This is a genomic window from Actinomyces sp. HMSC065F11, assembly GCF_001813085.1.
GTDB classification, from domain to species: domain Bacteria; phylum Actinomycetota; class Actinomycetes; order Actinomycetales; family Actinomycetaceae; genus Gleimia; species Gleimia europaea.
In genome coordinates, this window is sequence record NZ_KV811465.1 from 113,550 (window position 1) to 139,492 (window position 25,943).

The window sequence follows — 25,943 nt, forward strand, 5'->3', positions numbered from 1 at the left end:
TCAAAGTGTTGCGGACACATCTGAAGTAGCCAAGATTCCAGATGATGTCCGTGTACGGATGGGTACAATAGGACTATATGCCTATACAGGCAGAAAACAAAGCAAAACGAGAAAAGCGGCTCCTTCGGGCCGCTTGGATGGTGGGCGATACTGGGATCGAACCAGTGACCCCTTCCGTGTCGAGGAAGTGCGCTACCGCTGCGCCAATCGCCCGAGCGGATGACGGGACTCGAACCCGCGACCCTCACCTTGGCAAGGTGATGCTCTACCAACTGAGCCACATCCGCGTAAGTGTCGTTTAACGAACATCGACAAGCTTAACGGACATTCTAGCTTTTGGCAAAACCAACACAGCCCCGCCCCAAACAGCTATATTCTGCGGATTACTCGCGCAAAACTCATCTAGATGCAAAGATAGGTACGGTGATCTTAGTTACGCCCTCATTAAACATTTGGCTCTGCTCTCTGGGCCTGATCGCGCTCATATCGACGATTCTCATACCGTTTGCATGGCGCGAGCACCGAAAGAATAAAAAGCCAAGCAGCGGCGCGACAGTTGTTCCGAGTATGGATGTGCTGGCCCATGAAATACGCACGCCCCTTTCTCTCATCAAAGGGGCGGCTGAGCTCCTTGAATCAGCAGGCCCCCTCACCGAAGAGCAAAAACAGTTCACCAAAACCATCCAAGCCAACGCTGAACATGCCATCACAACCGCAGAAGACTTCCTCACACTTGCCAAACTCGATGCGGGTGAGGGGTACCTTGCACTCGAAAATTTTGACCTCCGTGAGCTTACTCGCGACACGGCCCGAGAGATGCGCTCAATCCACGACTTTCCGATCCTCCTGACCGACTCTGGCGAACCGCTTCCCATCACCGCCGATCCTGCCCTAATAAAACACGTGCTTTGGAACCTCATCAATAACGCTGTGCGTCACGCAGGAGCGGACAGCCAAATCCTTGTTCACACCTACCCCAGCGCGAATAGCAGGTGCATCGAAGTTCGTGACCTCGGCTCCGGAATCAACCCCAGCGAAAGAGACTCACTCTTCGTTCCATTCCAGCAACTCGGAGCAAACGGACAAACACCCGCCGGGCAGGGCGCCGGCCTCGGCCTCGCAATCGTCGATAGAATCGTTACACTTCACGGCGGAGAAGTGCTTGTAGATAGCCTGTGGGGGCGCGGAACGTCCATTCACGTTCTCCTGCCAAACACTCCAACGCAGCCGGTTAGGAAGCGCAAATGAAATACCTTGCACTCGTTGTCGATGACGAGAGGCAAATGACAGAAATTGTCAGCTTCGCCCTCGAAACAGCCGGGTTTGACACAGTCACCGCGCACGACGCTGCCCACGCATGGCAACTCTTCCAAAGCCGGCCGGTTAGCCTCGTAATCCTCGACCTCATGCTGCCCGACATTTCCGGAGCAACCCTCGCCAAACGGATTCGAGCGAGCTCGGATGTGCCCATCATTATGCTCACAGCGCTTGGTGACACCGCGCAGCGCGTTGCTGGCCTTGAGGCGGGAGCCGACGACTACATTGCGAAACCGTTTTCGCCCCAAGAACTAATCCTTCGCGCCAAAGCAATCGTTCGCCGTACCATGCCAGCGCCGGCCGAGCCCGTCACCAACGTCGGGCCGGTAATGATCAAAATGGACGCGGTATACGTAAACGGGACGGCGGTAGACCTTTCTGAAATCGAACGAAAACTATTTCGCTGCCTGCTCAATCACCGGGGTGAAGTTGTGCCTGTGCGCACCCTCCTCAACGAAGTGTGGAACACCGCAGCGACTGCGGGAGGGCGCAACATGGTGAAAACCACGGTTTACCGGTTGCGAAAGAAGCTGGAAGCGGCGGGATTACCCGAAAGCACTATCCAATCAGTACGCGGACGCGGCTACACACTGTCTATGTAACAAAGCTGTTACCAAGTGTGACCGTCGCACGCGAAGGTGTTACTCCCCCGCAGTCAAACTGGGAACGTAGGCCAAATGGCTAAGTCCAATTCTCGACTGCACATTGGAGTGCCAAATGAACAACTCTTCGATTCCAAAGTGGCTGCGCGCCCCCGCACCGGCAAAGCGCCTACCCCAGGACGTCGTTGACCACATGTACCCCCGCCTTCGACTCCAAGTATTTCTTGGCATTTTCATCGGCTACGCGGGCTTCTACCTAATTCGCAACAACATTTCTGCGGTCGCTCCGCTCCTCATGAAAGATACGGGCATCGACACCGTAGGCATCGGTATCATCGCTAACGCTGTGCTGTTCTCCTACGGCCTGTCCAAGTTCTTCTCGGCGATGCTGTCCGACCGTTCGAACGCGCGCTACTTCCTTCCCCTTGGCCTTGCACTTTCGGCTGTAATGAACCTCCTCGTTGCATTTGCACCGTGGACTACCGCCTCTGTTGGCATCTTCGCAACCGTTATGTTCATCAACGGCTGGTTCCAAGGAATGGGCTGGCCCCCGTGCGGGCGTGTACTCGTTCACTGGTTCTCCACCTCAGAACGTGGCTGGAAAACTTCCCTTTGGAACACCGCCCACAACGTTGGTGGCGCAGCTCTTCCCGCCCTGATCGGTGTTGGTCTTGCCTGGACTTCCAACAGCTGGCAGGCAGCCTTCTGGGTACCGGCCGTCGTTGCCCTTATCGTTGCGGTAATCGCATTCTTCTTGATCCGCGACACCCCTGAATCAATCGGCCTGCCCCCAATCGAGGAATACCGCGACGACCCGGCTAAGGTCAGCGTAGACGATGGCGTGCGTATGTCCGCGAAGGAACTCATCTTCAAGCACGTTCTCACCAATCACACCATCGTCATGCTTGCGGTTGCGAACGTATTCGTATATTCACTACGCTACGGCGTGCTCTCCTGGATCACTGTGTTCCTCGCCGACAAGCATCACGCCGAGATTGGTTCTGGCCTGGTTGGCTACGCCGTGTTCGAACTCGCTGGCATCCTTGGCACCATCCTTTGTGGCTGGCTATCCGACTCCGTATTTAAGGGCTACCGCTCCGGCACCGGCATTCTGTTCACCATTGCAACTGCAGTCGCCATTGCTGCCTACTGGCTCATGCCGGTTGGTACCCCGATGTGGGTCCTTATCACCCTCGTTGGCCTTATCGGCGGCCTCATCTACGGCCCGGTCATGCTGATCGGCCTCCAGGCAATCGACTTGTCGCCCCGCAACGTTGCAGGCACCGCAGCGGGCTTCACGGGTCTGTTCGGCTATCTGCTGGGCGCTACCCTCGCTTCTACGGGCGTTGGCATCATCGTCCATAAGTTTGGCTGGGACGCCACCTTCATTTGCTTCATTGTTTTCGCCATCATCACTGTAATCTTGTTCGCGATCGTTGGTCGCGACGAGAAGAGACTAATGGCGCAGCGAACTGCAGGCCATCAGGCCCAGTAGACATCCACCTGGATGAATGGGAATCAAAGTGGGGCGCGGTTTTACCGCGCCCCACTTGGCTACACTTACACCATGCGTATCCGACTCCGCTTGGTGATGGGCGCCCTCATGTGTGCCCTCCTCACTGCGGCGTGCGCGCCGACAAGCGAGCTCATATTCCTGTGTTCTAACGACGAATCTGTATGCGAACAGTGGCGTGCAGATTTTGAACACGACTCGGGTATCTCCACCCGATTTTTGCGCCTACCCACTTCCGAAGCCCTCGCACGTCTAACTTCCACGCGCGGCGAACCTGAGTTCGACATCTGGGTGGGCGGACCCTCAGACGGCTACGTCCTCGCTAAAGAACGAAACCTCCTACAGCAATACAGGCCAACGGGTTTTGATACCATCCCTGAGCGGTTTAAAGACGCAGACGCAGCTTGGTTTGGCGTTTACGGATCCGTACTGGCTATTTGCACAAACCCAGAAGTCATCGAAGCAAACGATCTCCCCCGCCCAACGAGTTGGAAAGACCTGGAAGATCCGCGCCTCAAAACATGGATTTCGGCGTCCTCTCCCCTCACTTCAGGTACCGCGTTCACCGCGCTATGGACGCAGGCGAAAATTTTTGGATCCGAGGCGGATGACCACCTCGAAAAGGTTTACGCAAATGTCGCGCGGTTTACCCACTCGGGGACTGCGCCCGCGAGCGTGATTGCGGCGGGGGACGCAGCAGTCGCAATTTCCTTCGCACCCTACTGTGAGCAGCGGTTTGGGTCCGGGGCGCGGCTTGATGTGACGTATCCGAGCGAGGGCACGTTTTACGAAGTTGGTGGCGCTGGACTTCTTGCGGGCACACGCTCCCAAGCTGAGGGTGAGGCAATGTTGGACTGGCTATCGAGCAGGTCTGGCCAGGAAGCCATGGCGAAGGCCGGTATTTCCCAAAGTCCGATTAGTAGGCAGTTGCCGGACAATCTGGAGAGTCTCTTGGCAACGTCGAATGTGAACATCATGGATGCGACTTCAGATGAGGTGGCGCAAGATCGGGCGCGGTGGATGGAATGGGCAGCGAATCATCTGGAGTTTTCGAAATGAGTTGGAGGCGCCTACAAGCTCGCATGCCCGCGATCTTCGACACGATCGCTACCATTATTCTGGTTTCTAGCATGTTGGTTGGTTTTGGCTATCCGGCATTCGTTTTGATTCTTAGTGCTGTGGTAAGCAAGACAAATGTGGCGGGCAACGAAGTGCTGGAACCCGTGTTTTGGTCAGTGCTTGACAGCTCTATAGTTGCTTGTATTGCCACTGTTCTCGCAACTATTTTGACCGCCCTTAACCGATCTTTACCCCGCTCCCTCTCCCGCATTTTTGACGTGATCATTCTTATTCCCGCAACATTTTCCCCATTTGTAATCGGGGCCGCTGTCTGGCGCGGGGTGGGGCGCGGAGGCATTTTGGCTCCGGGGTTCTTCCCTCCCTTCTTCGGCCGTCTCGCCGTAATATTTACATTCACTTTGGCTTTGTCGCCCTATGCTTATGCGCTACTGCGCCTATCGACTTTAAAGGTTCCGCTAGCGCTAATTGATATTTGTCGCGTGAACGGAGCTGGCGAATGGAAGATTTTTAGGCACACCGTGTGGCCCAGAATGCGGCGCGGATTACCCCTTGCCTGGCTGGTGGTCTTCATTCTGTCCGTCTCTGATCCGGTGGTTCCCTCCCTTCTGTCATATCCGCATCCAAACGCCTCGCGGGCGGTGTGGACACTGACAACAGCGCTCGGTGACACCGGCGGGGCGGCGCGCATATCCTTGGTTCTGCTGATGACGACTCTCGGGCTTGGAGCTATAGCTTTTCGCGCTTTGGAATCGCGCGACCTGCTGGGCGCGTTTCGCGGTTTCGAACCAGATAGTAACCGCACTTCGTTCTCTCAGCCGGTGGGCTTGGCGCTCTGGCCACGGGTGGCTACGGTAAGTGCCTTGGCCATAGTAACCACTGCTCCAGTGATATTCATGGTTGCTCGGGCGGGAACGAACCAGACTTCCTCATCCCCCATGGTGATCACCACTGCGCTTGTCATCTCACTATTCACGGTTGTCGGTTCTATTGTGATTGCCGGTAGTGGACTTTGGTTGAAAGCTCGCCGGCCCGGCCGCCACGTGGTTGATATGCTCTTCGGCCTGGCCCTGATGGTTCCCGGTGCCACCACAGGAAGCGCGCTCGGCCTCGCTTACGGGCCCTCCTCGCATCTTGCGGTAAACCTCTCCTCAACAGCGCAACCGGTCATGGCGTCACTACTAACCGTCGCAGCCTACCTGACTTTGAGTGCGCCTCTTACCTACGTGAGCGTACGTGCCTATGGCAGTGTGCTCCCCCGACAGGATTTTGAAACCGCACTCATGCTTGGTGCAAGCGTTGTACGGGCTACCCAGGTCAGCGCACAAACGTGGTTGCGCCAATCTGTGGCTATGTCCGTCACCATCGTGCTCGCTGTTAGCGCAGTGAGCGTCGCGCCCATCATGTGGGTGACGTCCCCTTCCACGCCGCTACTCGTGCCCTACCTATACCGGCTTATCGATCACGCGGAATTTGGCCCTGCTGCTATCCTCGCCCTCGCAATCTCCGCCATCATTTTGTTACTACTGCCTATTACGTCCCTGCTACTCAGGATTCGCACCAGCCGCCAGGGAGGCCGATCATGAAACCCAACTTGAGCCTTCAAAACCTCAATCTCACGCGCCATGGCCGTCTTGTGTTACATAACATTGATCTTGAAGTCTATCCTGGCGAACTTGTTGTTCTTCTCGGTCCTTCCGGCGCTGGCAAATCCACACTTTTGCGAGTTATTAGCGGCCTCACACGCCCCAGCTCCGGCACGCTGCGCATGGCCGACAAGGATGTTAGCTCCCTTCCGCCCCAACAGCGTCCCAGCGCCATGGTCATGGATTCTCCCGCACTCTTTGGCCACATGACCGTGCAACAAAACATTGCCTTCGCCGTAAACCGTAACTTGTTTGATTCGACTCCTGACGAGCAAGTTGTTGTTGCAATGACCGTGTTGAACATTCGGGACTTGGCAAATCGTTACCCTGCAGAACTCTCCACCGGACAACGTCAAAAAGTGTCGCTGGCTAGAACCCTGGTGCGCCGGCCGCAAGTGCTTCTCTTCGACGAACCACTGGCACACGTTGACGCATTCTCCGCCAAAACCCTGCGCAGCGAAATCCTGCGCGTGCACCAGCGAATGAACTGCGCGTCCATTTACATCACACACGATGTGAAAGAAGCCTTCTCCATAGCAGACCGCATTATCTACCTCGAAGACGGACACATCGTGCAGGATGACCTTCCACAAGAAATTCACGACGGGCCCGCAACAGTTTCAATTGCCAAACACCTTGGCGCAACCACGATCATTTCCACCCCTGCGAATACGAAGAGACTATTGTCCGGTGAGGTAATGGCTCGTGCATATGTTCTTGGCAACGACCTCACGATCGCCGCATCGCCTAGCATCGACGAGGGTAAGGATTTGCCGATCGTTATTATCGGATACCCCGACTCGGTAAGCATTCAGCCCGTAAAATCTGCCTCACGCTTTCCCATCCGCGGCAACATCGGGCAGATAGTTCAAAGCACTTACACAGGCGAAACCTACCAGCTCCGCATAGAAACTGAACGCGGCGCGATTAGTACGGAAGTTCCGGCCAGCGAGTTTGCTGGTAGCGAAGGAGATCACGTCACAATAACGCTACGCGACGACTTGCTCTGGGCACTACCTTCCCAAAACTAGCCGCCAATGCTACGCCTCATTAAACACGATTTACGCGACAAAATTAACAAAGCTTCGCCATCGCATGGTTTAGCGCCCTAGAGTATGACACGCTAGAAGCATGCAAATTTGGCCTGGAGAACCCTACCCGCTCGGCGCAACATTCGACGGAACGGGAACGAACTTCGCAGTATTTTCTTCTGTGGCGGACTCGGTAGAGCTCTGCTTGCTAGACGAAGACCGCAACGAACAACGCATCGCGCTTACCGAAGTAGACGCACACGTGTGGCACGCCTACCTGCCCGGCATACTGCCCGGACAGCGCTACGGCTACCGCGTATACGGACCCTACGAGCCCGAGAACGGGCACCGGTGCGACCCCACCAAACTTTTACTTGACCCATATGCCAAAGCAATCGACGGGCAGGTAACCACCTCGGAATCCCTGTACTCATACAAGTTTGAGGATCCGAATGAGCGAAACGAAACAGACTCGATTGCAGACACCATGGTCTCAATCGTTATTAACCCGTTTTTTGATTGGGGCCACGACCGTCCGCCAAACCACGAGTACCACAACACGGTCATCTACGAAGCTCATGTAAAAGGCATGACGGCAAGGCACCCTGAGATTCCAAACGAAATTAAAGGCACGTACGCGGGCATGGCTCATCCCGCAGTCATCGAACACCTCACGCAACTTGGCATTACCGCGGTGGAGCTCATGCCGGTCCACCAGTTTGTAAACGACCCTCATCTACAAGAAAAAGGGCTATCGAACTACTGGGGATACAACACGATCGGCTTCTTCGCACCCCACAGCTCCTACGCCACTCAAGGGGGTGGCCAGCAGGTGCAAGAGTTCAAACAAATGGTCAAGGCCTACCACGAGGCCGGTATCGAAGTGATCCTCGACGTCGTGTATAACCACACCGCTGAGGGCAACCACATGGGCCCCACCCTGTCGTTCCGCGGCCTGGACAATGCCGCTTACTACCGCCTCGTTGATGAGGACAAGCGTCACTACTTCGACACGACGGGCACGGGTAACTCACTGCTAATGAACTCTCCCCACGTGCTACAGCTAATCATGGATTCGCTACGGTACTGGGTTACCGAAATGCACGTGGACGGCTTCCGCTTTGACCTCGCTTCGACTCTCGCAAGGCAATTCCACGAGGTAGACCGACTCTCTGCATTCTTCGACCTCATTCACCAAGATCCCATCGTCTCGCAGGTAAAACTCATCGCAGAACCGTGGGACGTGGGCGTTGGTGGCTACCAAGTAGGTGGATTCCCTCCCCTGTGGTCCGAATGGAATGGTCAGTACCGCGACACTGTTCGCGACTTCTGGCGCGGTGAGTTTTCTTCCCTTCCCGCATTCGCCTCCCGCCTCTCCGGTTCGGCGGACCTCTACGAACATTCTGGCCGCCTGCCCATGGCATCAATCAACTTCGTAACCGCCCACGATGGCTTCACCATGCGTGACCTCGTCACATACAACGACAAGCACAACGAAGCCAATGGTGAGGACGGGCACGACGGCGAATCAAACAACCGCTCCTGGAACCACGGAGTCGAAGGCCCTACCGACGATCCCGAGATAATCAGCCTGCGGCTTCGTCAGCAGCGCAACTTCCTGACCACTCTCGCAGTCTCCCAGGGCGTGCCCATGATCTCGCATGGCGACGAGATGGGGCGCACCCAAGGTGGCAACAACAACACGTATTGTCAAGACAACGAGATCTCGTGGGTGGACTGGGAACTCGACGCCGAGCAAAAAGAGCTACTAGCTTTTGCGAACCGCGTGATTGCACTGCGCCACGACCATCCCGTGTTCAGGCGCAGGCGCTTCTACAAAGGGCTAGCCAAGCGCGGCGGCGAATCTGACCTCGGCGAAATCGAGTGGTTCAACTCTGGCGGTGAGCACATGACCGAAGAGGAATGGGACCAGGCGTGGGCGCGCTCCACAATGATCTTCCTCAACGGCCTCGCAATCAATGAACCCGACGAGCGCGGTAGGGAAATCATCGACGATGATTTCATTCTCTGTTTTAACGCCTCCCCCGACGACATTGACTTCACCCTCCCTAAGCAAACCTACGGGAAAACTTGGAGCACAGTCATTAACACGGCTGATGACTTGGACGAGTCTATACACGATGCCAACGCTAAGGTGAATGTGACGGCCAGGTCGATACTCATACTTAGGAGCCCGCGAGGTAACGAAGATGAATAATCCACACCCCCACCTTCCAGCGGAAGGAAAACGCACCCCCATATCCACTTACCGCCTTCAGGTGAACGAAAAGTTTCCCTTTAGCGCAGCTGAGGAGGTGCTTCCCTACCTGGTTGATCTAGGGGTAACGGACGTCTACCTTTCGCCCATCCTTCAGGCGGCGCCCGGCAGCCTGCACGGTTATGACGTGGTGGACCACGCCCACATTTCAGTGCAGCTCGGCGGATTGGAAGCTTTTAAAGCGTTTTCTGATCGCGCTCACGAACTGGGGCTACACGTCATCGTTGACATTGTTCCAAACCACATGGCTGTGCCCACACCCGTATGGCACAACAAAGCCATGTGGTCCGTGCTTAAACACGGCGCCGAGTCAGGCTACGCGAACTGGTTCGACGTTGACCTCGACTCCCCCATACTGATGCCTGTCCTTGGTAAACGCATTGGCCAGGTACTGGCAGACCAAGAGATCCAACTCGAAAAAATGGTGGTCCCCACGGAGCCTCAATACGGCGAGCAGTGGGTTCTCACATACTACGAGCACGTGTTCCCCGTAGCCAAAGGCACCGAATCACTTCCCCTCTCAGTGCTCATCGAACGCCAGCACTACCGCCTGGCGCATTGGAAGGTAGCCGACGAAGAGCTGAACTACCGCAGATTCTTTGACGTGGGCACACTAGCTGGCCTGCGCATTGAGCAAGAGGAAGTATTCCAAGCCACCCACGCGCTAATCCTCGACCTGGTCCAAACCGGGTACATCGATGGCCTGCGGGTAGATCACCCAGATGGCCTCGCAAACCCAACCGAATATTTCAAACGGCTGTACGAGGCCACGGACGGCCAGTGGATTGTTGCCGAAAAGATTCTTGAAGGCGACGAAGATCTGCCCTCCAACTGGCCCGTGGCTGGCACCACCGGCTATGACACGGCGTGGCGACTACACGCGCTTCTCACCGAGCCGGCGGGCGCAATGCCGCTTGGAGCGATCATGCAGAACATTGCCGGCGACTCCCCTTCATCACTTCCATCGATCATTCGCGCGGCTAAAGCGCAGATCATTGACACCTCGCTAGCGACAGAAGTTCGCCGGGTTGGCACTCTAGTCTGGCAAATTTGTCAGGAAGACATTCGCCTGCGCGACTACACGTTCCGCTCCCTCATAGATTGTCTGCGTGAACTCGTAATCGAGTTTGACCGCTACCGCGCTTACGTGGCCGCGCTCGAACCCGTTTCCGATGCGACGCGCGCGGTTGTTGAAGACGCTGCTGCGCGTGCCCGCACCCGGCTCGATGATGATGTTGATGACGCAATGGATGTTATCGTTGCCCTCGTTCTTGGTGACGAGGTTGGCTCCGCTGGCCTAGACGTAAGCGATGAGCGTCGCCGCGAAGTGATGGTACGTTTCCAACAAATTTGCGGAGCCGTACAAGCTAAGGGCGTTGAAGACACGGCCTTCTACCGCTGGACCCACATGACTTCCCTTAATGAGGTGGGGTCTACGCCCGAGGTATTTAGCCTTGACATTGACCGTTTCCACGCTTTTGAGTCCAAACTCCAAAGCAACTGGACGGCAACCATGACGTGCGGCACAACGCACGACACTAAGAGGGGCGAGGATGTGCGCGCACGCATTTCACTGCTTTCGCAGCGCTCCAAAGACTGGGCTAGCCTGCTGAACGAAATGCGCGCCCTTTCACGCGAGTACCGCCCTGCCCATGTTGATGGGCGCGCAGAGAATCTCATGTGGCAAACGATTGTGGGCACGTGGGGAGCAACCGATCGCATCACCACGGATAGGCTGACCGGATACCTCACCAAAGCGATTCGGGAACAAAAAGAGTGGACCTCGTGGACCAGCTCCGATAAGCGCCGCGAACAGGAGTTCTTGGAATATGCCTGCGCAATCATTTCTGATCCGCAGATCATTGAGCTTTTAGACGAGTGGTGTGAGTCCAACACGGACCTACTGCGCTCGGTCATCCTCCCGATGAAAGCGTTACAACTAACTTTGCCAGGTGTTGCCGACGTTTACCAAGGCACTGAAATCACCGCGACTTCCCTTGTAGATCCTGACAATCGTCGACCGGTAGACTTCCCGGGGCTCGCACAAATGCTGGACAAGGTATTCGCCTCTTCCCCGCAGAGCCTAGATGAAGAAAAAATGCTGATCACCGCATCGCTACTGCGACTGCGCCGGGACTTGCCTAGCGTTTTCGTCTCCAAGGACTCGGGATACCAGGCGCTTCCCACATCGTCAGGCCACTGCGTGGCGTTTGCCCGGACGCTCGCTGGCGAGCCGCGCGTAGTCACGGTTGCAACCAGGCGGAAAGCCGCCCTCGATGAGATCGGCGGTTGGGACGAGGTCTCGGTTGTTCTTCCAGATGGATCGTGGCAAGACGTATTCACCGGCGAGGTTTTCCAGGGCGGAGCGACACCGGCTACGGATCTGCTCGACGCTTTCCCGGTATCCGTACTCAAGAAGATTGAGGAAAGCTGAACCGTGAGCATATCGAAGAGTATTGAGGACACTCCTGGCCGCGGCCTTGTTCCGGTATGGTCCTCAACCGCTAAGTCAATAACGTTGGAGTACGAGTACCAGGGCACCCACTCACTGGAAATGGAAAATCACGCGGGATGGTGGACCAGCCCTTCCCCGCTTCCTCTTGGGGCTAAGTATCGCTACAGCGTGGACGGTGGCGCGCCCGTTGCTGATCCCCGCGCTCTGCGTCGCCCGAGTGGCGTGCACGGACCGGCACAAACGTGGGAGCCACCCAAACTTAAACCCTTTGATGCCGGCGATCTGCTCGGAAAAGTGTTCATGGAGATCCATGTCGGCACGTTTACATCCGAGGGAACGCTCCAAGCAGCGACGCAAAAACTACCGCACCTGGCCGACCTAGGTGTGCAGGTAGTGGAGGTTATGCCCGTTGCGCCTTTCCCCGGCACGTTCGGATGGGGATACGACGGGGTGAGTTTGTACGGAGTACATGAGGCGTATGGTGGCCCGGATGGCTTTGTGCACTTTGTTGAGGTAGCGCATGACCTTGGCATCGCGGTGTGTTTAGACCTGGTTTTGAACCACTTTGGGCCGGTTGGAAACTACATTGCTTCGCTCGACAACTACTATTCGAGCAAGCATGAGACACCGTGGGGCGCCGCGCTTGACCTTGACGGCGAGAATGCTGCTCACACCCGCGAGTTCTTGAAAGGTGCAGCTTTGCACTGGCTACGAGACATGGGTGTGGATGCCCTGCGTCTGGATGCCGTGCACGCTCTGGATGACGATTCCGACTACCACTTCCTAGCTGAACTTTCCGATGACGTAGCCAAGTTGGAGCGCCAAACTGGCCGCACGTTCACGCTGATCGCTGAGTCTGATCTGAATGACGCAATCATGGTCACCCCCACCGACATGGGCGGCCGAGGCATGAACGCGCAGTGGGATGACGACGTGCACCACGCCCTCCACGCCGCGTTCACAGGGGAGACGCACGGCTACTACGCCGACTTCGAGCCACGCGAGGCTCTCATAGCGGCATTCGAGGACGTCTTCTTTCACGCTGGCACGTACTCCTCGTTCCGCGGAAAAGTCTGGGGAGCTACCGTCCCTAAAGACATGGACCGGCGCCGGTTTGTCATTTCCTCGCAAAACCACGACCAGGTGGGTAATCGAGCGATAGGTGACCGCCCTTCAGAGACGCTCTCAGATGCGCAACTAGGTTCGGTTGCTGCGCTGGTTTTGCTCTCCTCGTTCACACCAATGCTTTTCCAGGGTGAAGAGTGGGCTTCACGCGGACCGTTCCTGTTCTTCTCAGATCAAGAGGGCGATGAAGACATGGCTCGCGCTATGCGCGAGGGACGCCGCGCCGAGTTCGCATCGCACGGCTTTGACTCGATATACGGCCGCAAAGTTACGGTCCCTGATCCCACTGCCCGCTCCACGTTTGAAACATCGAAACTGGACTGGGAAACCGCGCAATCCGAGTCTGGTGCGCGGATGCTGGCGTGGTACAAGAAGCTCATTAAGATTCGCAAAGAAGAAGCAACCGGTGGCAAACCCATGCGAGTGAGCTTCGAAAAAGACCTGTTGCGGATGAGTAGCGGGAGCCTCGAAGTACTAGTAAACATGGGTACTAGCCCGGCTCGTCCTGCTGTGAGCCAGGAGCAACGCTTCGTCTTGAGCTGGTCCGGCAACGCGGGCGATCTACAACCCGGGGAAGCCGCGATATACAAGCGCTAGATACTTGCTTGAGCTGCACTCGCCGGCTCGCGATAGCTCAAATCTAAAGATGCCCCGCGGACAAGCTACGCGGGGCATCTTTACAGGCAATAACGCCGCCTATTTAGAGCTCGGTTGGCGGGAACATTTCAAACACCTGCGCCAGGTGCAGATCCCTAGCAATTAGGTATGCCGCGCGCTTTAGCGAACGATCCTTCGGATTCTTCAGCGGGTTAAATAGGTGTTCACGCGCCAGTTTCTTCATCCGCTGGGAAAGCTCTGGGTCGTCACACCACTTGGTGGCAACGCGAACTGGGACGAGAGCGTACAGGGCCGCACGCGCACCAACTTTCAACTCGCTGTCTTTGCCATGTACGAGGTCTTCAATCAAGACGCTCATGGGGTTCACTCCCCCGGCAAAAACATAGCCTGAGTTGCGGCCAATTCGCGGGTTTACCTCGAGGAAGTAGGCAACCCCATCGCGCGGATCGATCTTAATGTCAAAGTTTGCGAACCCCTGATAATCAACCTTTTCGAAGAAAGTCTTCACCTGATTGAACAGGGCTTCGTTTGGGCCGGTTACCATCGCCACGGGGTTGCCTACCAGGCTGGGACGGTGGTCTTGCAGGCCCACGTGTGCGTGTACGAGCATAACCAGCTTGCCCTTGGTGTTCACGTACGCGGTGATGGAGCGGATCTGACTGTCACCGCCAGGAATGTACTCTTCGATTACAAAATCGCCGGCATACCCATAGCTCTCCAGCTGGGACAAGAAATCATCCAGCTCGGCAGGCGTGTCGAAATAGTAGACCTTGTGTTTATTCGGCATATCCAGCAGGTCAAACTCAGCGGAAAGAGCAGGCTTAGCTACAACCGGATAGTTCAGATCAACGCCGCGCGCGGACGCTTTAACCGTTGCAAAACGCGCGGTAGATATGCCAGCTGCCTCGCAAATCTTCTTAAACGAGGCCTTGTCGGACACGGCCGCGAGCGTTTGGCTTGAGGGCAGCGCAACCTTGTATCCGTCGGGAAGGCGGTCCCGCACCTCCACGAGGTTTGCGATCTGCGCATCCGAGTTCGTCATGAGGATCAGGGGACGCTGCGAGTACTTATTGGCAACCTGTTCCAAAACATCTAGCACGCCACTATTTGTAGTGGCATCTTCCACGGGCACCCAGTCGATGAAGTTTGAGTAGGTTACGGCCTTAGAGGGGGCGGCAGAAATGCATACGACGTGCGTGTCATAGGCGTCGTTAAACTGGCGGGCAAGCGCGTAGGCTTCGATACCTCCGCCAAGAATCACCGGCAGACCTTCAAATCGGTCCATACCTGCATTGGTCGCGTCCACTGCGCACTCCTTCAAACAGCTGGCTTTAACTCCATCAAGTTTAATGCAACATAAGCTTCGCCTGCGTTTGTACGCCGGTAGGCCCGAGATTGACGCGCGAAGTAACATTTTGCACCTGCCCGCCATGCTCTTTCACCTACCTGGGCGCGCCGTAGCGGAAAAGCCCCGTAGTGCTCGGTAGCCTGAATATGTGTTAGCCGAAGTAAGCGCATCTGGGCGAGTGCCGCCTCCGCAAGAGTTCGTTGAGGCCCTTCTCAGCTTGCGTTCCGTCCCGCCCGAACCCGGCATTGAGTTACAAGAGGTACCCGCTCCTCGTAAAATCGCCCCGTATGCGGCTGCACTTAGAGCCTTCACAGAGGCTGAGGAAGACGAGCTTCCCGTAGCAACAGGCCGTTTTGTGGTGCTGTTTGACCCTGATGGGCAGCCGGGCTGGAACTCCCGGTTTCGCATAATCATGCATGCGCGCTCGCAGGTGGAGCCCGAGATGGGCACAGATCCTCTCCTTGGTGAAGTGGTGTGGAGTTGGGCGCATGACGCCCTCGACGACGCGGGAGCGAACGCACACAACATGAACGGCACGGTTACGCGCGAATTATCTGACACATTTGGTGGCCTGAAACTATCCGGTTCCGAGGTAGAGATAGAAATGCGCGCCTCGTGGTCGCCCGCAACAAACGACCTTGGCCCGCACATGGCGGCCTGGCTAAAACTGATTGCCCGCACGGCCGGAACCTACATAGATGACGATCACGCTTTTGCGATAGAACCGATACCGCATGCCTGACCATCCGCAACCGATCGAGAACATGACCGATTCTGAACCCACCCTGATAGTGCACCCGCGCGAAGGCACGCCCGACCCAACCGATACGCCTAGAGACCTTAACCGCGCGATCAAGAAACTCGCAGGCTCGACTATGCCCGTGGCAATTGACGTGGAGAGAGCCTCCGGTTTCCGCTACTCAGACCGCGCCTACTTAATCCAGATTCGACGTGAGGATGCGGGCACCTTCCTCATCGATGCAGATGCCCTCCCCCACTTGCACTCTTTGGGCGAGGCGCTGCAAAACGCGGTCTGGATCCTACACGCGGCAGACCAGGATTTGCCAAGCCTACGCGGCGCAAACCTGCACGCTCCAGAGCTTTTTGATACCGAGGTGGCAGCGCAACTATTGGGGTTTGAGCGCATTGGGCTCGCGGCTGTGCTGGAACAAACCCTGGGCGTAACACTCGATAAGGAGCATCAAGCTTCTGATTGGTCTAACCGTCCACTGCCCCGAAGCTGGCTGCGTTACGCCGCGCTGGATGTGGAATTTTTAACCCAGCTATACAGGGCGCTTAGCCGCGAACTGTATGATGCCGGCCGCTGGGACTGGGCAGAGCAGGAATTCGCGCACATTTTGAGTAGGGAGCCTAAACCGGCGGACCCGAACAAGTGGCGTTCGATTCCTGGCGCAGGCAAAATCCGCACGCGCCGCCAGTTGGCGATTTTGGAGCAGCTTTGGAGAGCACGCGAAGCTATTGCGAAAGAGCAAGATATTGCCCCAACTCGCTTGATCAACAACCGCACGCTCGTGTCTTTAGCATTCAAACCTCCGCGAAATAAGCGGGCTCTGCTAAGCATTCAAGAAATGCGCCGCCCGCGCACCCGCAACCACACCGATGAGTGGATCCGCGCAATCAGACACGCAAAATGCATGTCGGAAACCGATTTGCCACCATTACGTAAGCCCGTTGCGCCGGGAACGCTACCGAAAGTGTCTGGATGGCGATCTGCACACCCCGATGAGCTTGCACGCCTTAAAACGATCCGTCGGGCCATTGAGCCGCTCGCTAAAGAGCTAGGCATAGATCCCGCTGTTTTGTTAGAACCTCGGGTGCAAAAGCGTTTAGCCTGGGACGGCCCGGTCCTTCGCTCGGACGAAATGCGAGAGTACCTACGCCGCCGCGGCGCACGCGAGTGGCAGATTGAACGCGTTGCAGGTGCGCTGGTGAAAGCTACCAACTAGGTTCTGTACCACGGACTCGTATACAAGGTGTCTAAGAAGACGGCGAATGCAGTTAAGCCGAGTAGCAACTAATCGGTATCTGCTCCCGCTATGAAAGCTTGTTCAGCTCCTGCAGGATCTCGCTTGCCGAATGCTTCGGATCCAGGTGAATATCCTCGATTATCTGATCTCGTTTGGCATGGTCCAGGAACTGTTTTGGTACGCCACGGGCCATGACTGGCGTGTACCTGCCCGCCCGTGCGAGCGCTTCGCGCACCGCGGAGCCAAAACCGCCTTCCTGCAGACCATCCTCGAACGTAACAACCAGTTGCGCATTCTCGATCTGTTCCACCAGGTCAGCGCTGACTGGTAGTAGCCAGCGTGGGTCAATGACGGTTGTTGCTACGCCCGCGTCATCAAGCATTCGCGCAACTTCTAACCCATTCTTCACGAGCGCACCCGTAGCGAGGATCACGACCTGAGCCTGATCGCCTTCACGCAGAACATCACCCCACGGATGGCGCGAAATAGCTGGAATCGGGTCGGGCAGAGCACCCTTTGCGTAGCGAACTACCGTGGGCGCATCATCTACCTCAACGGCTTCGCGAAGAGCGAGGCGCAAAGTCTCCTCATCGCGCGGCGCATTCAGACGCAGGCCGGGAACAATAGAGAGCATTGCGATGTCCCACATGCCGTTGTGAGAAGCGCCGTCATCACCTGTGATTCCTGCACGATCAAGCACAAAAGTGACGCCTGCCTTATGCAGAGCTACGTCCATAAGCACCTGGTCAAACGCACGGTTCAAGAACGTGGCATAAACCGCGAATACAGGGTGCGCGCCAGCAAAAGCCATACCGGCAGCGGAAGTAACCGCGTGCTGTTCCGCAATGCCTACGTCAATGACGCGATCGGGGAACTCCTCATGCATTGGCAGCAGACCAACCGGGGCCATCATCGCCGCAGTGATCGCTACGACCTTCGGATTTTCCCGCGCGATCTTCACGATCTCATCCGCAAACACTGCCGTCCATCCAAATCGCGAGGGAGCTACCGGCAACCCCGTCTCAGGGTGGATCTTCCCTACCGCATGGAACCGGTCAGCAACGTCCTCCTCTGCGGGAACATAGCCGCGGCCCTTATTGGTGATTACGTGCACCAAAATGGGTTGTTTTGCCGCTTTGGCGCGAGTGAGGGCAAACTCGAGCGCCACCTCGTCGTGCCCGTCGAACGGGCCGATGTATTTAATGCCGAGGTCCGCGAACATTATGCCCGCGCTAATCGCGTCACGCATGCCCTCCTTCATGCCGTGAAGAGCATCGAACGCCATCTCCCCGGGACGTCCGTGCGACAGGAGCTTCTTCTTGCCCCACGCCAATGCCTTCTCATATCCCTCTGACACGCGTAGCGCATCCAGGTGGTGTGCGAGGCCTCCAATGGTGGGCGCGTAGGAACGCCCGTTGTCGTTCACAATAATTACGAGGTTGCCATCCGCATGGTCACCGATATTGTTAATCGCTTCCCACGCCAGGCCGCCCGTCAAAGCGCCGTCACCAATAACTGCAACCACGTGGTCTTCACGGCCGGTGCGCTGGTATTCGCGTAGCACACCTTCCGCCCACGACAGCGCGGTTGAAGCGTGCGAGTTTTCTACCACGTCGTGAGGCGACTCCGTCCTCGACGGATATCCAGATAGGCCCCCTTCTTGGCGCAACTTTGAAAAATCCGTGCGCCCCGTCAAGAGCTTATGAACGTACGCCTGGTGGCCCGTGTCAAAAATAATCGTGTCGCGTGGTGAATCAAACACGCGGTGAATCGCCAGCGTCAGTTCGACCACACCTAGGTTTGGGCCCAGGTGGCCACCCGTGCGGGAAACGGACTGCACCAAATACTCGCGAATTTCGCCAGCCAGCACTTCTAAATCGGCAGAAGTGAGGTCCTTCAAATCCGAAGGCTGCTTAATGGAAGCTAAAAGTCTTCCGGGTTTAGGGGCTGGCTTTTCACTCATGAGCACCATCTTAATGGGCAAAGTTCATTCACGATAACTAAAGGCGAAATCAGCTTGCCTGCCCACACAAAAATTAAACGCGCTAAATTAGTAGTTAGGCCTAGAGTGAAGATTGGAACTGAAAATGACGCAAAAACGCCCCTACGGCACTTGGGATTCCCCAATCGGTGTTGACGACCTAACCGCACGAACGGTCACGCTTTCCCAACTTCGCGTGGATCGTGACGCAACCATGTGGGTTGAAGGCAGGGCTAACCAGGGAGGTCGTAACGTTCTGCTTCGCAAAGGCCGCGTAGGCATTACCGAAGAGGTTTTGCCCATGATTGAGGGCACTATCTTGCCTGACGTTCGCACTCGCGTGCACGAGTACGGCGGCCGCGCTTACGCCGTTCACGAGGGCGTTATCGTGTTCTCGCACGCCGGTGATGACCGCGTTTACAAGTTTGATCTTAACGATCAGACTCCCGGTATTATTCCTCTGACCGAGCTATCTAAGCGCCGCTACGGCGACTTCCACATTGCTGATGTGCGCGACGTGGTTTACGCGGTCTGTGAAGACCACACGGGCGAGGGCGAGCCAAAGAACTACCTGGTTTCTATCCCACTCGATGGGTCGGGAGCGCGCGAACCAGAGCGGGTGAAGACGCTTTACGACAAGACTGATTTCGTTGCTGCCCCCACGCTCTCACCCGATGGCACCAAGCTTGCGTGGCTTACCTGGAATCATCCGCACATGCCGTGGACCAGCGCTAAACTCCACGTCGCATCAATTTCTTTCGAGGGCGACATTGACCAAATGGTTACGGTTGTCGGGCAGAAGGACGTAGCCGTTTATGAGCCAAGGTGGACCGCCGCTGGCGACCTCATCCACGTTGATGATTCAAGCGGCTGGGCAAACCTGTACCGCACCGAGGGGTTTGAGTGGCACGAAGGCGAGGACTTGAACGCGTGGACCACGCGCCTACGCACCCGCCGCCTACACCCCTCCCAAAAAGCTTTCTCTCATCCGCACTGGCAACTGGGTCTGCACTCGTTTGACAACCTGGATGAAGATCATCTGATTTGTTCGTGGGCTGAAGGTCCGTACTGGCACCTGGGAACAGTGCGCCTAGATAACGGACAGCTGGAGACCTGGCACACGGATTGGCGTCCCGTTGGCAACGTCGCGGCCTACAACGGCCGGGTTGTCATGCTTGCAGACTCCGATACGCGCACGCCCGCAATCGTTCAGATCAAGAACGGTGAGGTGACCGAGTTGCGCTCGTCTACCTGGACGGATCTGCCCGAACGTGTGATTTCTAAGCCCGAGCCCATCGAGTGGCCCACCGAGGACGGCGAAATCTCCCACGGGTACTACTACCCGCCTGCCTCACCTTCATTCACGGCGCCCGAGGGCGAACTGCCCCCGCTTATCGTCATGATTCATGGCGGCCCCACCTCGGCGGCCCGCCCAGGCCTCACCTTGTCACAACAGTTCTGGACCTCACGTGGTTTTGCGATTCTGGATGTTAATCACCGCGGTTCCACAGGTTGGGGCAGGCCTTATCGCGAGCGCCTGAACGGTAACTGGGGCGAGATGGTTGTAAGCGATGCCGAAACCGGTGTCCAATACCTGGTTGATAAAGGCCTGGCTGACCCAAAGCGCGTTGCGATTCGCGGCGGCTCCGCAGGCGGTTTCGCCACCCTGCTAGCCCTCGCAACGTCCAAAACATTCACCGCAGGCACATCGCTGTACGGTATCGCAGACCTTGCCGCGCTAGTTAAGGAGACGCACAAGTTTGAGTCGCGCTACATTGGCCGTCTCGTAGGTTCAAGCGATCTTTCCGACCCGGTTTGGGCCGAAAAGTCTCCGATCAACCATATTGAGAACGTTGAAGCGCCCCTCCTCTTGCTACAAGGTAGTGAAGACCGCGTGGTCCCACCTTCTCAGGCGCAGATGATGAAGGATGCCCTCGAAAAACTGGGGCGCACTGTCCAACTAAAAATTTACGAGGGAGAGGGCCACGGATTTGTCCGTTCCGACACGATCCAAGATGCTCTACTAACTGAACTGGACTTCTACAAGCACGCTTGGGGAATCGCCAGTGCCAAGTGAGGCGGGCGGCTTACCTCACCCGCGTGAGCTTACTGGAAGGATCCGCCATCTCCTCGTATATAGGCGCACCGGTCAAGCTACGGTTGCGGTGACGGCCGGTGCCCTTACCGGTCTGATGGTCGTATTCATGCATTACCTGATCATCGGGTGGGAATACCTCATGACCGGCTATACGGACTACGCTCCAACGGGCGGCGCTACGCATGGCTGGCTTGGGATCGGCTCGTGGTTTGTGATTTTCACGCCCGTAATCTCCGCGCTGATCTACGGCCCGCTGATGCAAAAGTGGGCGCCTACTACGCGCGGTCTGGGCATTCCAGAAGTAATGCTGGCAGTTCGTCGAAATGGCGGTGACATGCCACGCAACGTTTGGTTTATCAAGGTCATTGCTGCCGCACTAACCATTGGGGGCGGCGGCTCGGTGGGTAAGGTGGGCCCTGTTGTGCAGACGGGCGCTGCGATCTCCTCAATGATCGCACGCCGCCTGCGTATGCCGGTAAAACGCGTGATGGTACTCGTCGCTTGCGGCGCTGCCGCAGGTGTATCCGCCACCTTCAACGCGCCCCTGGCTGCAGCCGTGTTCGCGATGGAAGTAATCCTCGTGCAGTTTTCCGCAGAGATCTTCGGCCTAGCCGTACTGTCATCCGTATCCTCCGTATTAGTTTCGCGAGCGATCCTCGGCGACAAATTCATCATTAGCCTCCCGGGCACCTATAACCTGGAATCACAACTGGATCTGTGGGCCGTTCCCCTAGTGGGGCTACTGTGCGGACTCACCGGCCTATTGCTGTCAAAAACGCTCTATTTGCTAGCAGATTTTCTAGACCGAATCGACCGTGGCCCAGAATGGCGCCGGCCCGTGGTTGGCAGCATTTTTCTTGGACTCGGTCTGTGGATGTTCCCCGAACTCTTCGGCACTTCGACAACCATCCAAACAGAAGCTCTCTTGGGCGCCTACACCGCTTCAGCTCTGTTGCTACACGCAGGCTTGAAAATACTGTTCTCCACCTACACCGTTGCAATCGGAGGCGCAGGTGGCCTGTTTGCCCCCTCGATGTACATTGGCGCGATTGTGGGGACCGCCATCGGCATGTACCTGGAGCCACTAACCTCCACCAGTCCCGCCGTCTTTGGCGTTATCGGTATGGGGGCGTGCTTTGCCGGAGCTATTCGCGCGCCTATGGCCGCCGTCCTGTTAATCATCGAGATGACCGGTCAGTACGGCCTCGTTCTTCCCCTTATGCTTGCCATTGTCATTGCTACCGGAACCTCGCGATTCCTTAGCCGCAAAACGATCTACACCGAAAAGCTTATTCGCCGCGGCGACATCCTCGATGATCCCGTCGATGCCACCTTGATGGGCAATAACGCTGCGAAGACCCTAATGGGCCCCGTTCCGGGCCTGATCATTACAACCAATACGATCCCGGAAGCCTCTCAAATCATGCGCTCCTCGGAATCTTCACTTCTTCCCGTCGTAGATGAGGAGGGGAAGTTTGTGGGCACCGTATCTTCAATGGAGCTTGCCAGCGCGCGCCTGTCTGACGATACTCCCCCGACGGTAGCTGACCTGCATCTGAGCACAGCATCCGTTCCAGCAAGCGCCACGCCCTCGGTGTTCATGCAACGAATGCTTGCCGCGCACGTAGCCGGTATGCCGGTGGTTGAAAGCGGGGAGGTTATTGGCTGGATTTCTTCTGAGGAACTGGTTCGTCGTATGTATCGCGAGCAGCGCCGCGCCTTGGAACGACGCGAAGCCGAGTCCTCCTGGGGCTCTCGCTGGCAGCAACGTCACGCCAATCGTGACATCGACGAGGCTACTTCTTAACTCTCCCGGGAAGTCCTCCCATCACTCCGATGCCCTCATTTTCACGAGGAGTTAGCTCGCGTAGCCGGAAGCGGATTCCTTGCCTCCCCGCCTCTCGCCCCCATACACACAAAAGCGGGCGAGGCCAGTTCCCTTCGGCCCCGCCCGCTGAGTGTGCGTTTACTTCACGAGTTCGCGAAGAACGTACTGCAAGATGCCACCGTTGCGGTAGTAGTCCGCTTCACCCGGTGTGTCGATGCGTACAACCGCGTCGAACTCAATCGTGTCACCGTTTTCCTTGGTAGCGCATACCTTAACAGTCTTCGGTGTTACGCCCTCATTCAGCGCCTCAATGCCTGCAATGTCAAAGACTTCGGTGCCGTCAAGACCAAGCGAATCAGCGTTTTCACCGGCCGGGAACTGCAGCGGCATGACGCCCATACCGATCAGGTTAGAGCGGTGAATCCGCTCGAAGGATTCGGTAATTACTGCCTTCACGCCCAGCAGGCTGGTGCCCTTAGCAGCCCAGTCACGAGAGGATCCGGAGCCGTATTCCTTACCACCGAGCACCACAAGCGGAACACCGGCTTCGCGGTAATTCTGCGCAGCCTCGTACACGGTTGCCTGCGGCCCACCGGGAGCCGTGAAGTCGCGGGTGTAGCCACCCTCAACATCGTCAAGTAGCTGATTCTTGATGCGGATGTTTGCAAAAGTACCGCGAATCATGACTTCGTGGTTACCACGGCGAGAACCGTAGGAGTTGAAGTCGCGACGCTCCACACCGTTGTCAACCAGGTACTTACCGGCGGGCGTGTCTGCGCGGAATGAGCCGGCTGGCGAAATATGGTCGGTGGTTACCGAGTCGCCGAGCTTCAACAGTACGCGCGCGCCCTTCACGTCCTTGACCGGATCCGGTTCCATCGTCATGCCCTCGAAGAACGGGGCCTTGCGAATGTAGGTGGAGTCTTCCGCCCAGTCAAACGTTGCGCCGTCCGGCGTTTCAAGGGCGCGCCACTTCTCGTCACCCTTGAACACATCAGCATAGTCGTGCAGGAACATTTCGCGGTCAATCGTCGCGTCGATCGTTTCCTGTACCAGCTTCGGATCGGGCCAGATGTCACGCAGGAACACGTCGTTGCCGGCCTGATCTTGGCCAAGCGGCTCTGTTTCAAAGTCGAAATCCATGGTTCCGGCCAGCGCGTAGGCGATCACGAGTGGCGGCGAAGCCAGGTAGTTCATCTTGACGTCAGGGTTAATGCGACCTTCAAAGTTGCGGTTACCGGAGAGTACCGAAACAACCGTTAGGTCCTCTTCGTTCACAACTGCAGAGACTTCGTCCGGTAGCGGTCCGGAGTTACCGATACACGTGGTGCAGCCGTAACCAACCAGGTTGAAGCCCAGTTCGTTCAAGTACGGCCACATTCCGGCCTTCTCGTAGTAGTTGGTAACAACCTGTGAGCCAGGCGCCATTGAAGTCTTAACCCACGGCTTGCTCTTTAGGCCCTTTTCTACCGCATTCTTAGCGAGCAATGCGGCTGCCATCATGACCGACGGGTTTGACGTGTTGGTGCAGGACGTAATCGAGGCGATTACAACATCACCGTGGTCAAGCACTGTCTCGTTGCCGTCAGCAAGCGTGATGCCCACCCGGTGATGAGGACGCTCATCAGCAAGCTTTGGCTCGCTCGGCGGAACGGCATCTTCTTGGCTGCCGAACTTGACCGGGTCAGAAGTACCCATGGAATCTGCAAGCGACTTGTCGAGGCCCGTTGGCTCCAGGCCCTTGCCTGAAATGTAGTCCGGGAGAGTGCCCGCGAAGGATTCCTTGGCTTCAGATAGTTCGATGCGGTCCTGCGGGCGCTTTGGGCCGGCAATGGATGGAACAACTGTGGAAAGATCTAGCTCGAGGTATTCGGAGTACTGCGCTTCGCGCGCCGGATCATGCCATAGGCCCTGTTCCTTCGCGTATACCTCAACGAGGCTAATAAGGGACTCATCGCGGCCGGTAAGGCGCAGGTAGTCGAGGGTGACGTCGTCGATCGGGAAGATCGCGGCAGTGGAGCCGAACTCTGGCGACATGTTGCCGATCGTTGCACGGTTGGCCAGTGGCACTGCTGCAACGCCTTCGCCGTAAAACTCAACAAACTTGCCTACTACACCGTGTTCGCGCAACATTTGCGTGATGGTGAGGACAACGTCAGTTGCGGTTGCGCCGGAGGGGATCTCGCCGGACAGCTTGAAGCCCACAACCTTCGGGATCAGCATCGAAACGGGCTGGCCGAGCATGGCTGCCTCAGCTTCAATACCGCCAACGCCCCAGCCGAGGACGCCCAGGCCGTTCACCATCGTGGTGTGCGAGTCGGTTCCCACGCAGGTGTCCGGGTAGGCAACGGTCTTACCGTCTTCTTCCTTGGTGAACACGGTCCGCGCTAGGTATTCGATATTCACCTGGTGGACGATACCCGTGCCCGGCGGAACAACGCGGAAGTTCTCAAACGCGTCCTGGCCCCAACGCAAGAACTGGTAGCGCTCGCCGTTGCGCCGGTATTCCAGCTCGACGTTACGAGCAAATGCACTTTGCGTACCGAACGAGTCGATTTGTACCGAGTGATCAATCACGAGCTCAGCCGGATTAAGCGGATTGATCTTGTTCGGGTCACCGCCCAGGTCAGCTACGGCTTCACGCATGGTTGCAAGGTCTACCACGCAGGGCACGCCCGTGAAGTCTTGAAGTACTACACGTGCGGGGGTGAACTGGATTTCCGTGTCCGGCTCCGCCGAAGGATCCCAGTTAACCAGGGCCTCAATGTGTTCTTTGGTGGTGTTCGCACCATCTTCGGTACGAAGAAGGTTTTCTGCCAAAACCTTCAGAGCGTATGGTAGTTTCGATGCTCCCGGCACAGCGTCGAGCCGGTAAATTTCGTAAGACTTACCATCTACATCAAGATCCGCGCGGGACTTGAAACTGTCTAGGCTGGTCACGTCATCTCCTCGTGAAATATGAGACTGCTCTCCAACATCAATATCTCGATGTCAAGATACTTAATGCTAACACTTTCACTCAACATTTTCGTTGGTTG

Annotated in this window: 16 protein-coding genes and 2 tRNA genes; 13 read left to right on the top strand and 5 right to left on the bottom strand. The window is 56.8% G+C overall.

What is annotated here, in order from left to right; genetic code table 11:
* Positions 1-138 precede the first annotated feature (138 nt).
* Positions 139-213, bottom strand: a tRNA-Val gene (locus tag HMPREF2891_RS01455).
* A gap of 1 nt (position 214) precedes the next feature.
* A tRNA-Gly gene (locus HMPREF2891_RS01460) sits at positions 215-287 on the bottom strand.
* A 286-nt stretch (positions 288-573) separates the two neighbouring features.
* On the opposite strand from HMPREF2891_RS01460, the gene HMPREF2891_RS01465 reads away from it, so the two are divergent.
* The 9 genes from HMPREF2891_RS01465 (at position 574) to treZ (ending at position 13,641) form a co-directional block, all read left to right on the top strand.
* Entirely contained in the window at positions 574-1,248 is a 675-nt protein-coding gene (locus HMPREF2891_RS01465) for a sensor histidine kinase (RefSeq protein WP_158237783.1), read from the top strand.
* Positions 1,245-1,919 (top strand): response regulator transcription factor, encoded by a 675-nt coding sequence (locus HMPREF2891_RS01470; protein ID WP_070620105.1) that lies wholly within the window; start codon positions 1,245-1,247, stop codon positions 1,917-1,919. The genes HMPREF2891_RS01465 and HMPREF2891_RS01470 overlap by 4 nt, the downstream gene beginning before the upstream one ends.
* 115 nt (positions 1,920-2,034) lie before the next feature.
* On the top strand, positions 2,035-3,414 hold the full coding sequence (locus tag HMPREF2891_RS01475) for an MFS transporter (RefSeq protein ID WP_070620102.1): 1,380 nt from the start codon (positions 2,035-2,037) through the stop codon (positions 3,412-3,414).
* A gap of 72 nt (positions 3,415-3,486) precedes the next feature.
* Positions 3,487-4,491, top strand: coding sequence for an extracellular solute-binding protein (locus HMPREF2891_RS01480; RefSeq protein WP_158237784.1), 1,005 nt, complete (start codon positions 3,487-3,489; stop codon positions 4,489-4,491).
* A complete protein-coding gene (locus HMPREF2891_RS01485; RefSeq protein ID WP_148131689.1) occupies positions 4,488-6,095 on the top strand; it encodes an ABC transporter permease in 1,608 nt (535 codons plus the stop codon). The genes HMPREF2891_RS01480 and HMPREF2891_RS01485 overlap by 4 nt, the downstream gene beginning before the upstream one ends.
* Positions 6,092-7,186 carry an ABC transporter ATP-binding protein gene (locus HMPREF2891_RS01490; protein ID WP_070663673.1) on the top strand — a complete coding sequence of 365 codons (1,095 nt, stop codon included), beginning with the start codon at positions 6,092-6,094 and terminating at the stop codon, positions 7,184-7,186. The genes HMPREF2891_RS01485 and HMPREF2891_RS01490 overlap by 4 nt, the downstream gene beginning before the upstream one ends.
* A 100-nt stretch (positions 7,187-7,286) precedes the next feature.
* Complete coding sequence (glgX, locus tag HMPREF2891_RS01495) at positions 7,287-9,404, top strand: glycogen debranching protein GlgX (protein ID WP_070663674.1); 2,118 nt, start codon at positions 7,287-7,289, stop codon at positions 9,402-9,404.
* Positions 9,397-11,898, top strand: coding sequence for a malto-oligosyltrehalose synthase (gene treY, locus HMPREF2891_RS01500; RefSeq protein WP_070663675.1), 2,502 nt, complete (start codon positions 9,397-9,399; stop codon positions 11,896-11,898). The genes glgX and treY overlap by 8 nt, the downstream gene beginning before the upstream one ends.
* Positions 11,899-11,901: 3 nt before the next feature.
* Positions 11,902-13,641 carry a malto-oligosyltrehalose trehalohydrolase gene (gene treZ / locus HMPREF2891_RS01505; RefSeq protein ID WP_070663676.1) on the top strand — a complete coding sequence of 580 codons (1,740 nt, stop codon included), beginning with the start codon at positions 11,902-11,904 and terminating at the stop codon, positions 13,639-13,641.
* Between the two features lie 103 nt (positions 13,642-13,744).
* Here the strand turns inward: treZ and HMPREF2891_RS01510 are convergent, their stop codons facing one another.
* Entirely contained in the window at positions 13,745-14,968 is a 1,224-nt protein-coding gene (locus HMPREF2891_RS01510) for a carboxylate--amine ligase (RefSeq protein WP_083311186.1), read from the bottom strand.
* 190 nt (positions 14,969-15,158) lie between these two features.
* On the opposite strand from HMPREF2891_RS01510, the gene HMPREF2891_RS01515 reads away from it, so the two are divergent.
* Both HMPREF2891_RS01515 and HMPREF2891_RS01520 read left to right on the top strand, forming a co-directional pair.
* Complete coding sequence (locus HMPREF2891_RS01515; RefSeq protein ID WP_070663677.1) at positions 15,159-15,752, top strand: DUF3000 domain-containing protein; 594 nt, start codon at positions 15,159-15,161, stop codon at positions 15,750-15,752.
* Positions 15,745-16,977: a ribonuclease D gene (locus HMPREF2891_RS01520; RefSeq protein WP_070663678.1), complete on the top strand. Its 1,233-nt coding sequence runs from the start codon at positions 15,745-15,747 to the stop codon at positions 16,975-16,977. Before HMPREF2891_RS01515 ends, HMPREF2891_RS01520 begins: the two co-directional genes overlap by 8 nt.
* 88 nt (positions 16,978-17,065) lie before the next feature.
* Here the strand turns inward: HMPREF2891_RS01520 and dxs are convergent, their stop codons facing one another.
* Positions 17,066-18,970 carry a 1-deoxy-D-xylulose-5-phosphate synthase gene (gene dxs, locus HMPREF2891_RS01525; protein ID WP_070663679.1) on the bottom strand — a complete coding sequence of 635 codons (1,905 nt, stop codon included), beginning with the start codon at positions 18,968-18,970 and terminating at the stop codon, positions 17,066-17,068.
* Between the two features lie 115 nt (positions 18,971-19,085).
* Here dxs and HMPREF2891_RS01530 point away from each other — a divergent pair, with 115 nt between their 5' ends.
* A complete protein-coding gene (locus tag HMPREF2891_RS01530) occupies positions 19,086-21,056 on the top strand; it encodes a S9 family peptidase (RefSeq protein WP_070663680.1) in 1,971 nt (656 codons plus the stop codon).
* Positions 21,046-22,884: a chloride channel protein gene (locus tag HMPREF2891_RS01535; protein WP_070663681.1), complete on the top strand. Its 1,839-nt coding sequence runs from the start codon at positions 21,046-21,048 to the stop codon at positions 22,882-22,884. Before HMPREF2891_RS01530 ends, HMPREF2891_RS01535 begins: the two co-directional genes overlap by 11 nt.
* Positions 22,885-23,043: 159 nt before the next feature.
* Here HMPREF2891_RS01535 and HMPREF2891_RS01540 read toward each other — a convergent pair whose 3' ends face one another.
* On the bottom strand, positions 23,044-25,845 hold the full coding sequence (locus HMPREF2891_RS01540; protein ID WP_070663682.1) for an aconitate hydratase: 2,802 nt from the start codon (positions 25,843-25,845) through the stop codon (positions 23,044-23,046).
* Positions 25,846-25,943: the final 98 nt, after the last annotated feature.

What these genes read in the sequence shown, in the direction of transcription:
- HMPREF2891_RS01470 (WP_070620105.1), top strand. Translation starts at nt 1,245, where the DNA reads ATGAAATACCTTGCACTCGTTGTCGATGACGAGAGGCAAATGACAGAA.
- HMPREF2891_RS01475 (WP_070620102.1), top strand. Translation starts at nt 2,035, where the DNA reads ATGAACAACTCTTCGATTCCAAAGTGGCTGCGCGCCCCCGCACCGGCA.
- HMPREF2891_RS01480 (WP_158237784.1), top strand. Translation starts at nt 3,487, where the DNA reads ATGCGTATCCGACTCCGCTTGGTGATGGGCGCCCTCATGTGTGCCCTC.
- HMPREF2891_RS01485 (WP_148131689.1), top strand. Translation starts at nt 4,488, where the DNA reads ATGAGTTGGAGGCGCCTACAAGCTCGCATGCCCGCGATCTTCGACACG.
- HMPREF2891_RS01490 (WP_070663673.1), top strand. Translation starts at nt 6,092, where the DNA reads ATGAAACCCAACTTGAGCCTTCAAAACCTCAATCTCACGCGCCATGGC.
- glgX (WP_070663674.1), top strand. Translation starts at nt 7,287, where the DNA reads ATGCAAATTTGGCCTGGAGAACCCTACCCGCTCGGCGCAACATTCGAC.
- treY (WP_070663675.1), top strand. Translation starts at nt 9,397, where the DNA reads ATGAATAATCCACACCCCCACCTTCCAGCGGAAGGAAAACGCACCCCC.
- HMPREF2891_RS01520 (WP_070663678.1), top strand. Translation starts at nt 15,745, where the DNA reads ATGCCTGACCATCCGCAACCGATCGAGAACATGACCGATTCTGAACCC.
- dxs (WP_070663679.1), bottom strand. Translation starts at nt 18,970, where the DNA reads ATGGTGCTCATGAGTGAAAAGCCAGCCCCTAAACCCGGAAGACTTTTA.
- HMPREF2891_RS01530 (WP_070663680.1), top strand. Translation starts at nt 19,086, where the DNA reads ATGACGCAAAAACGCCCCTACGGCACTTGGGATTCCCCAATCGGTGTT.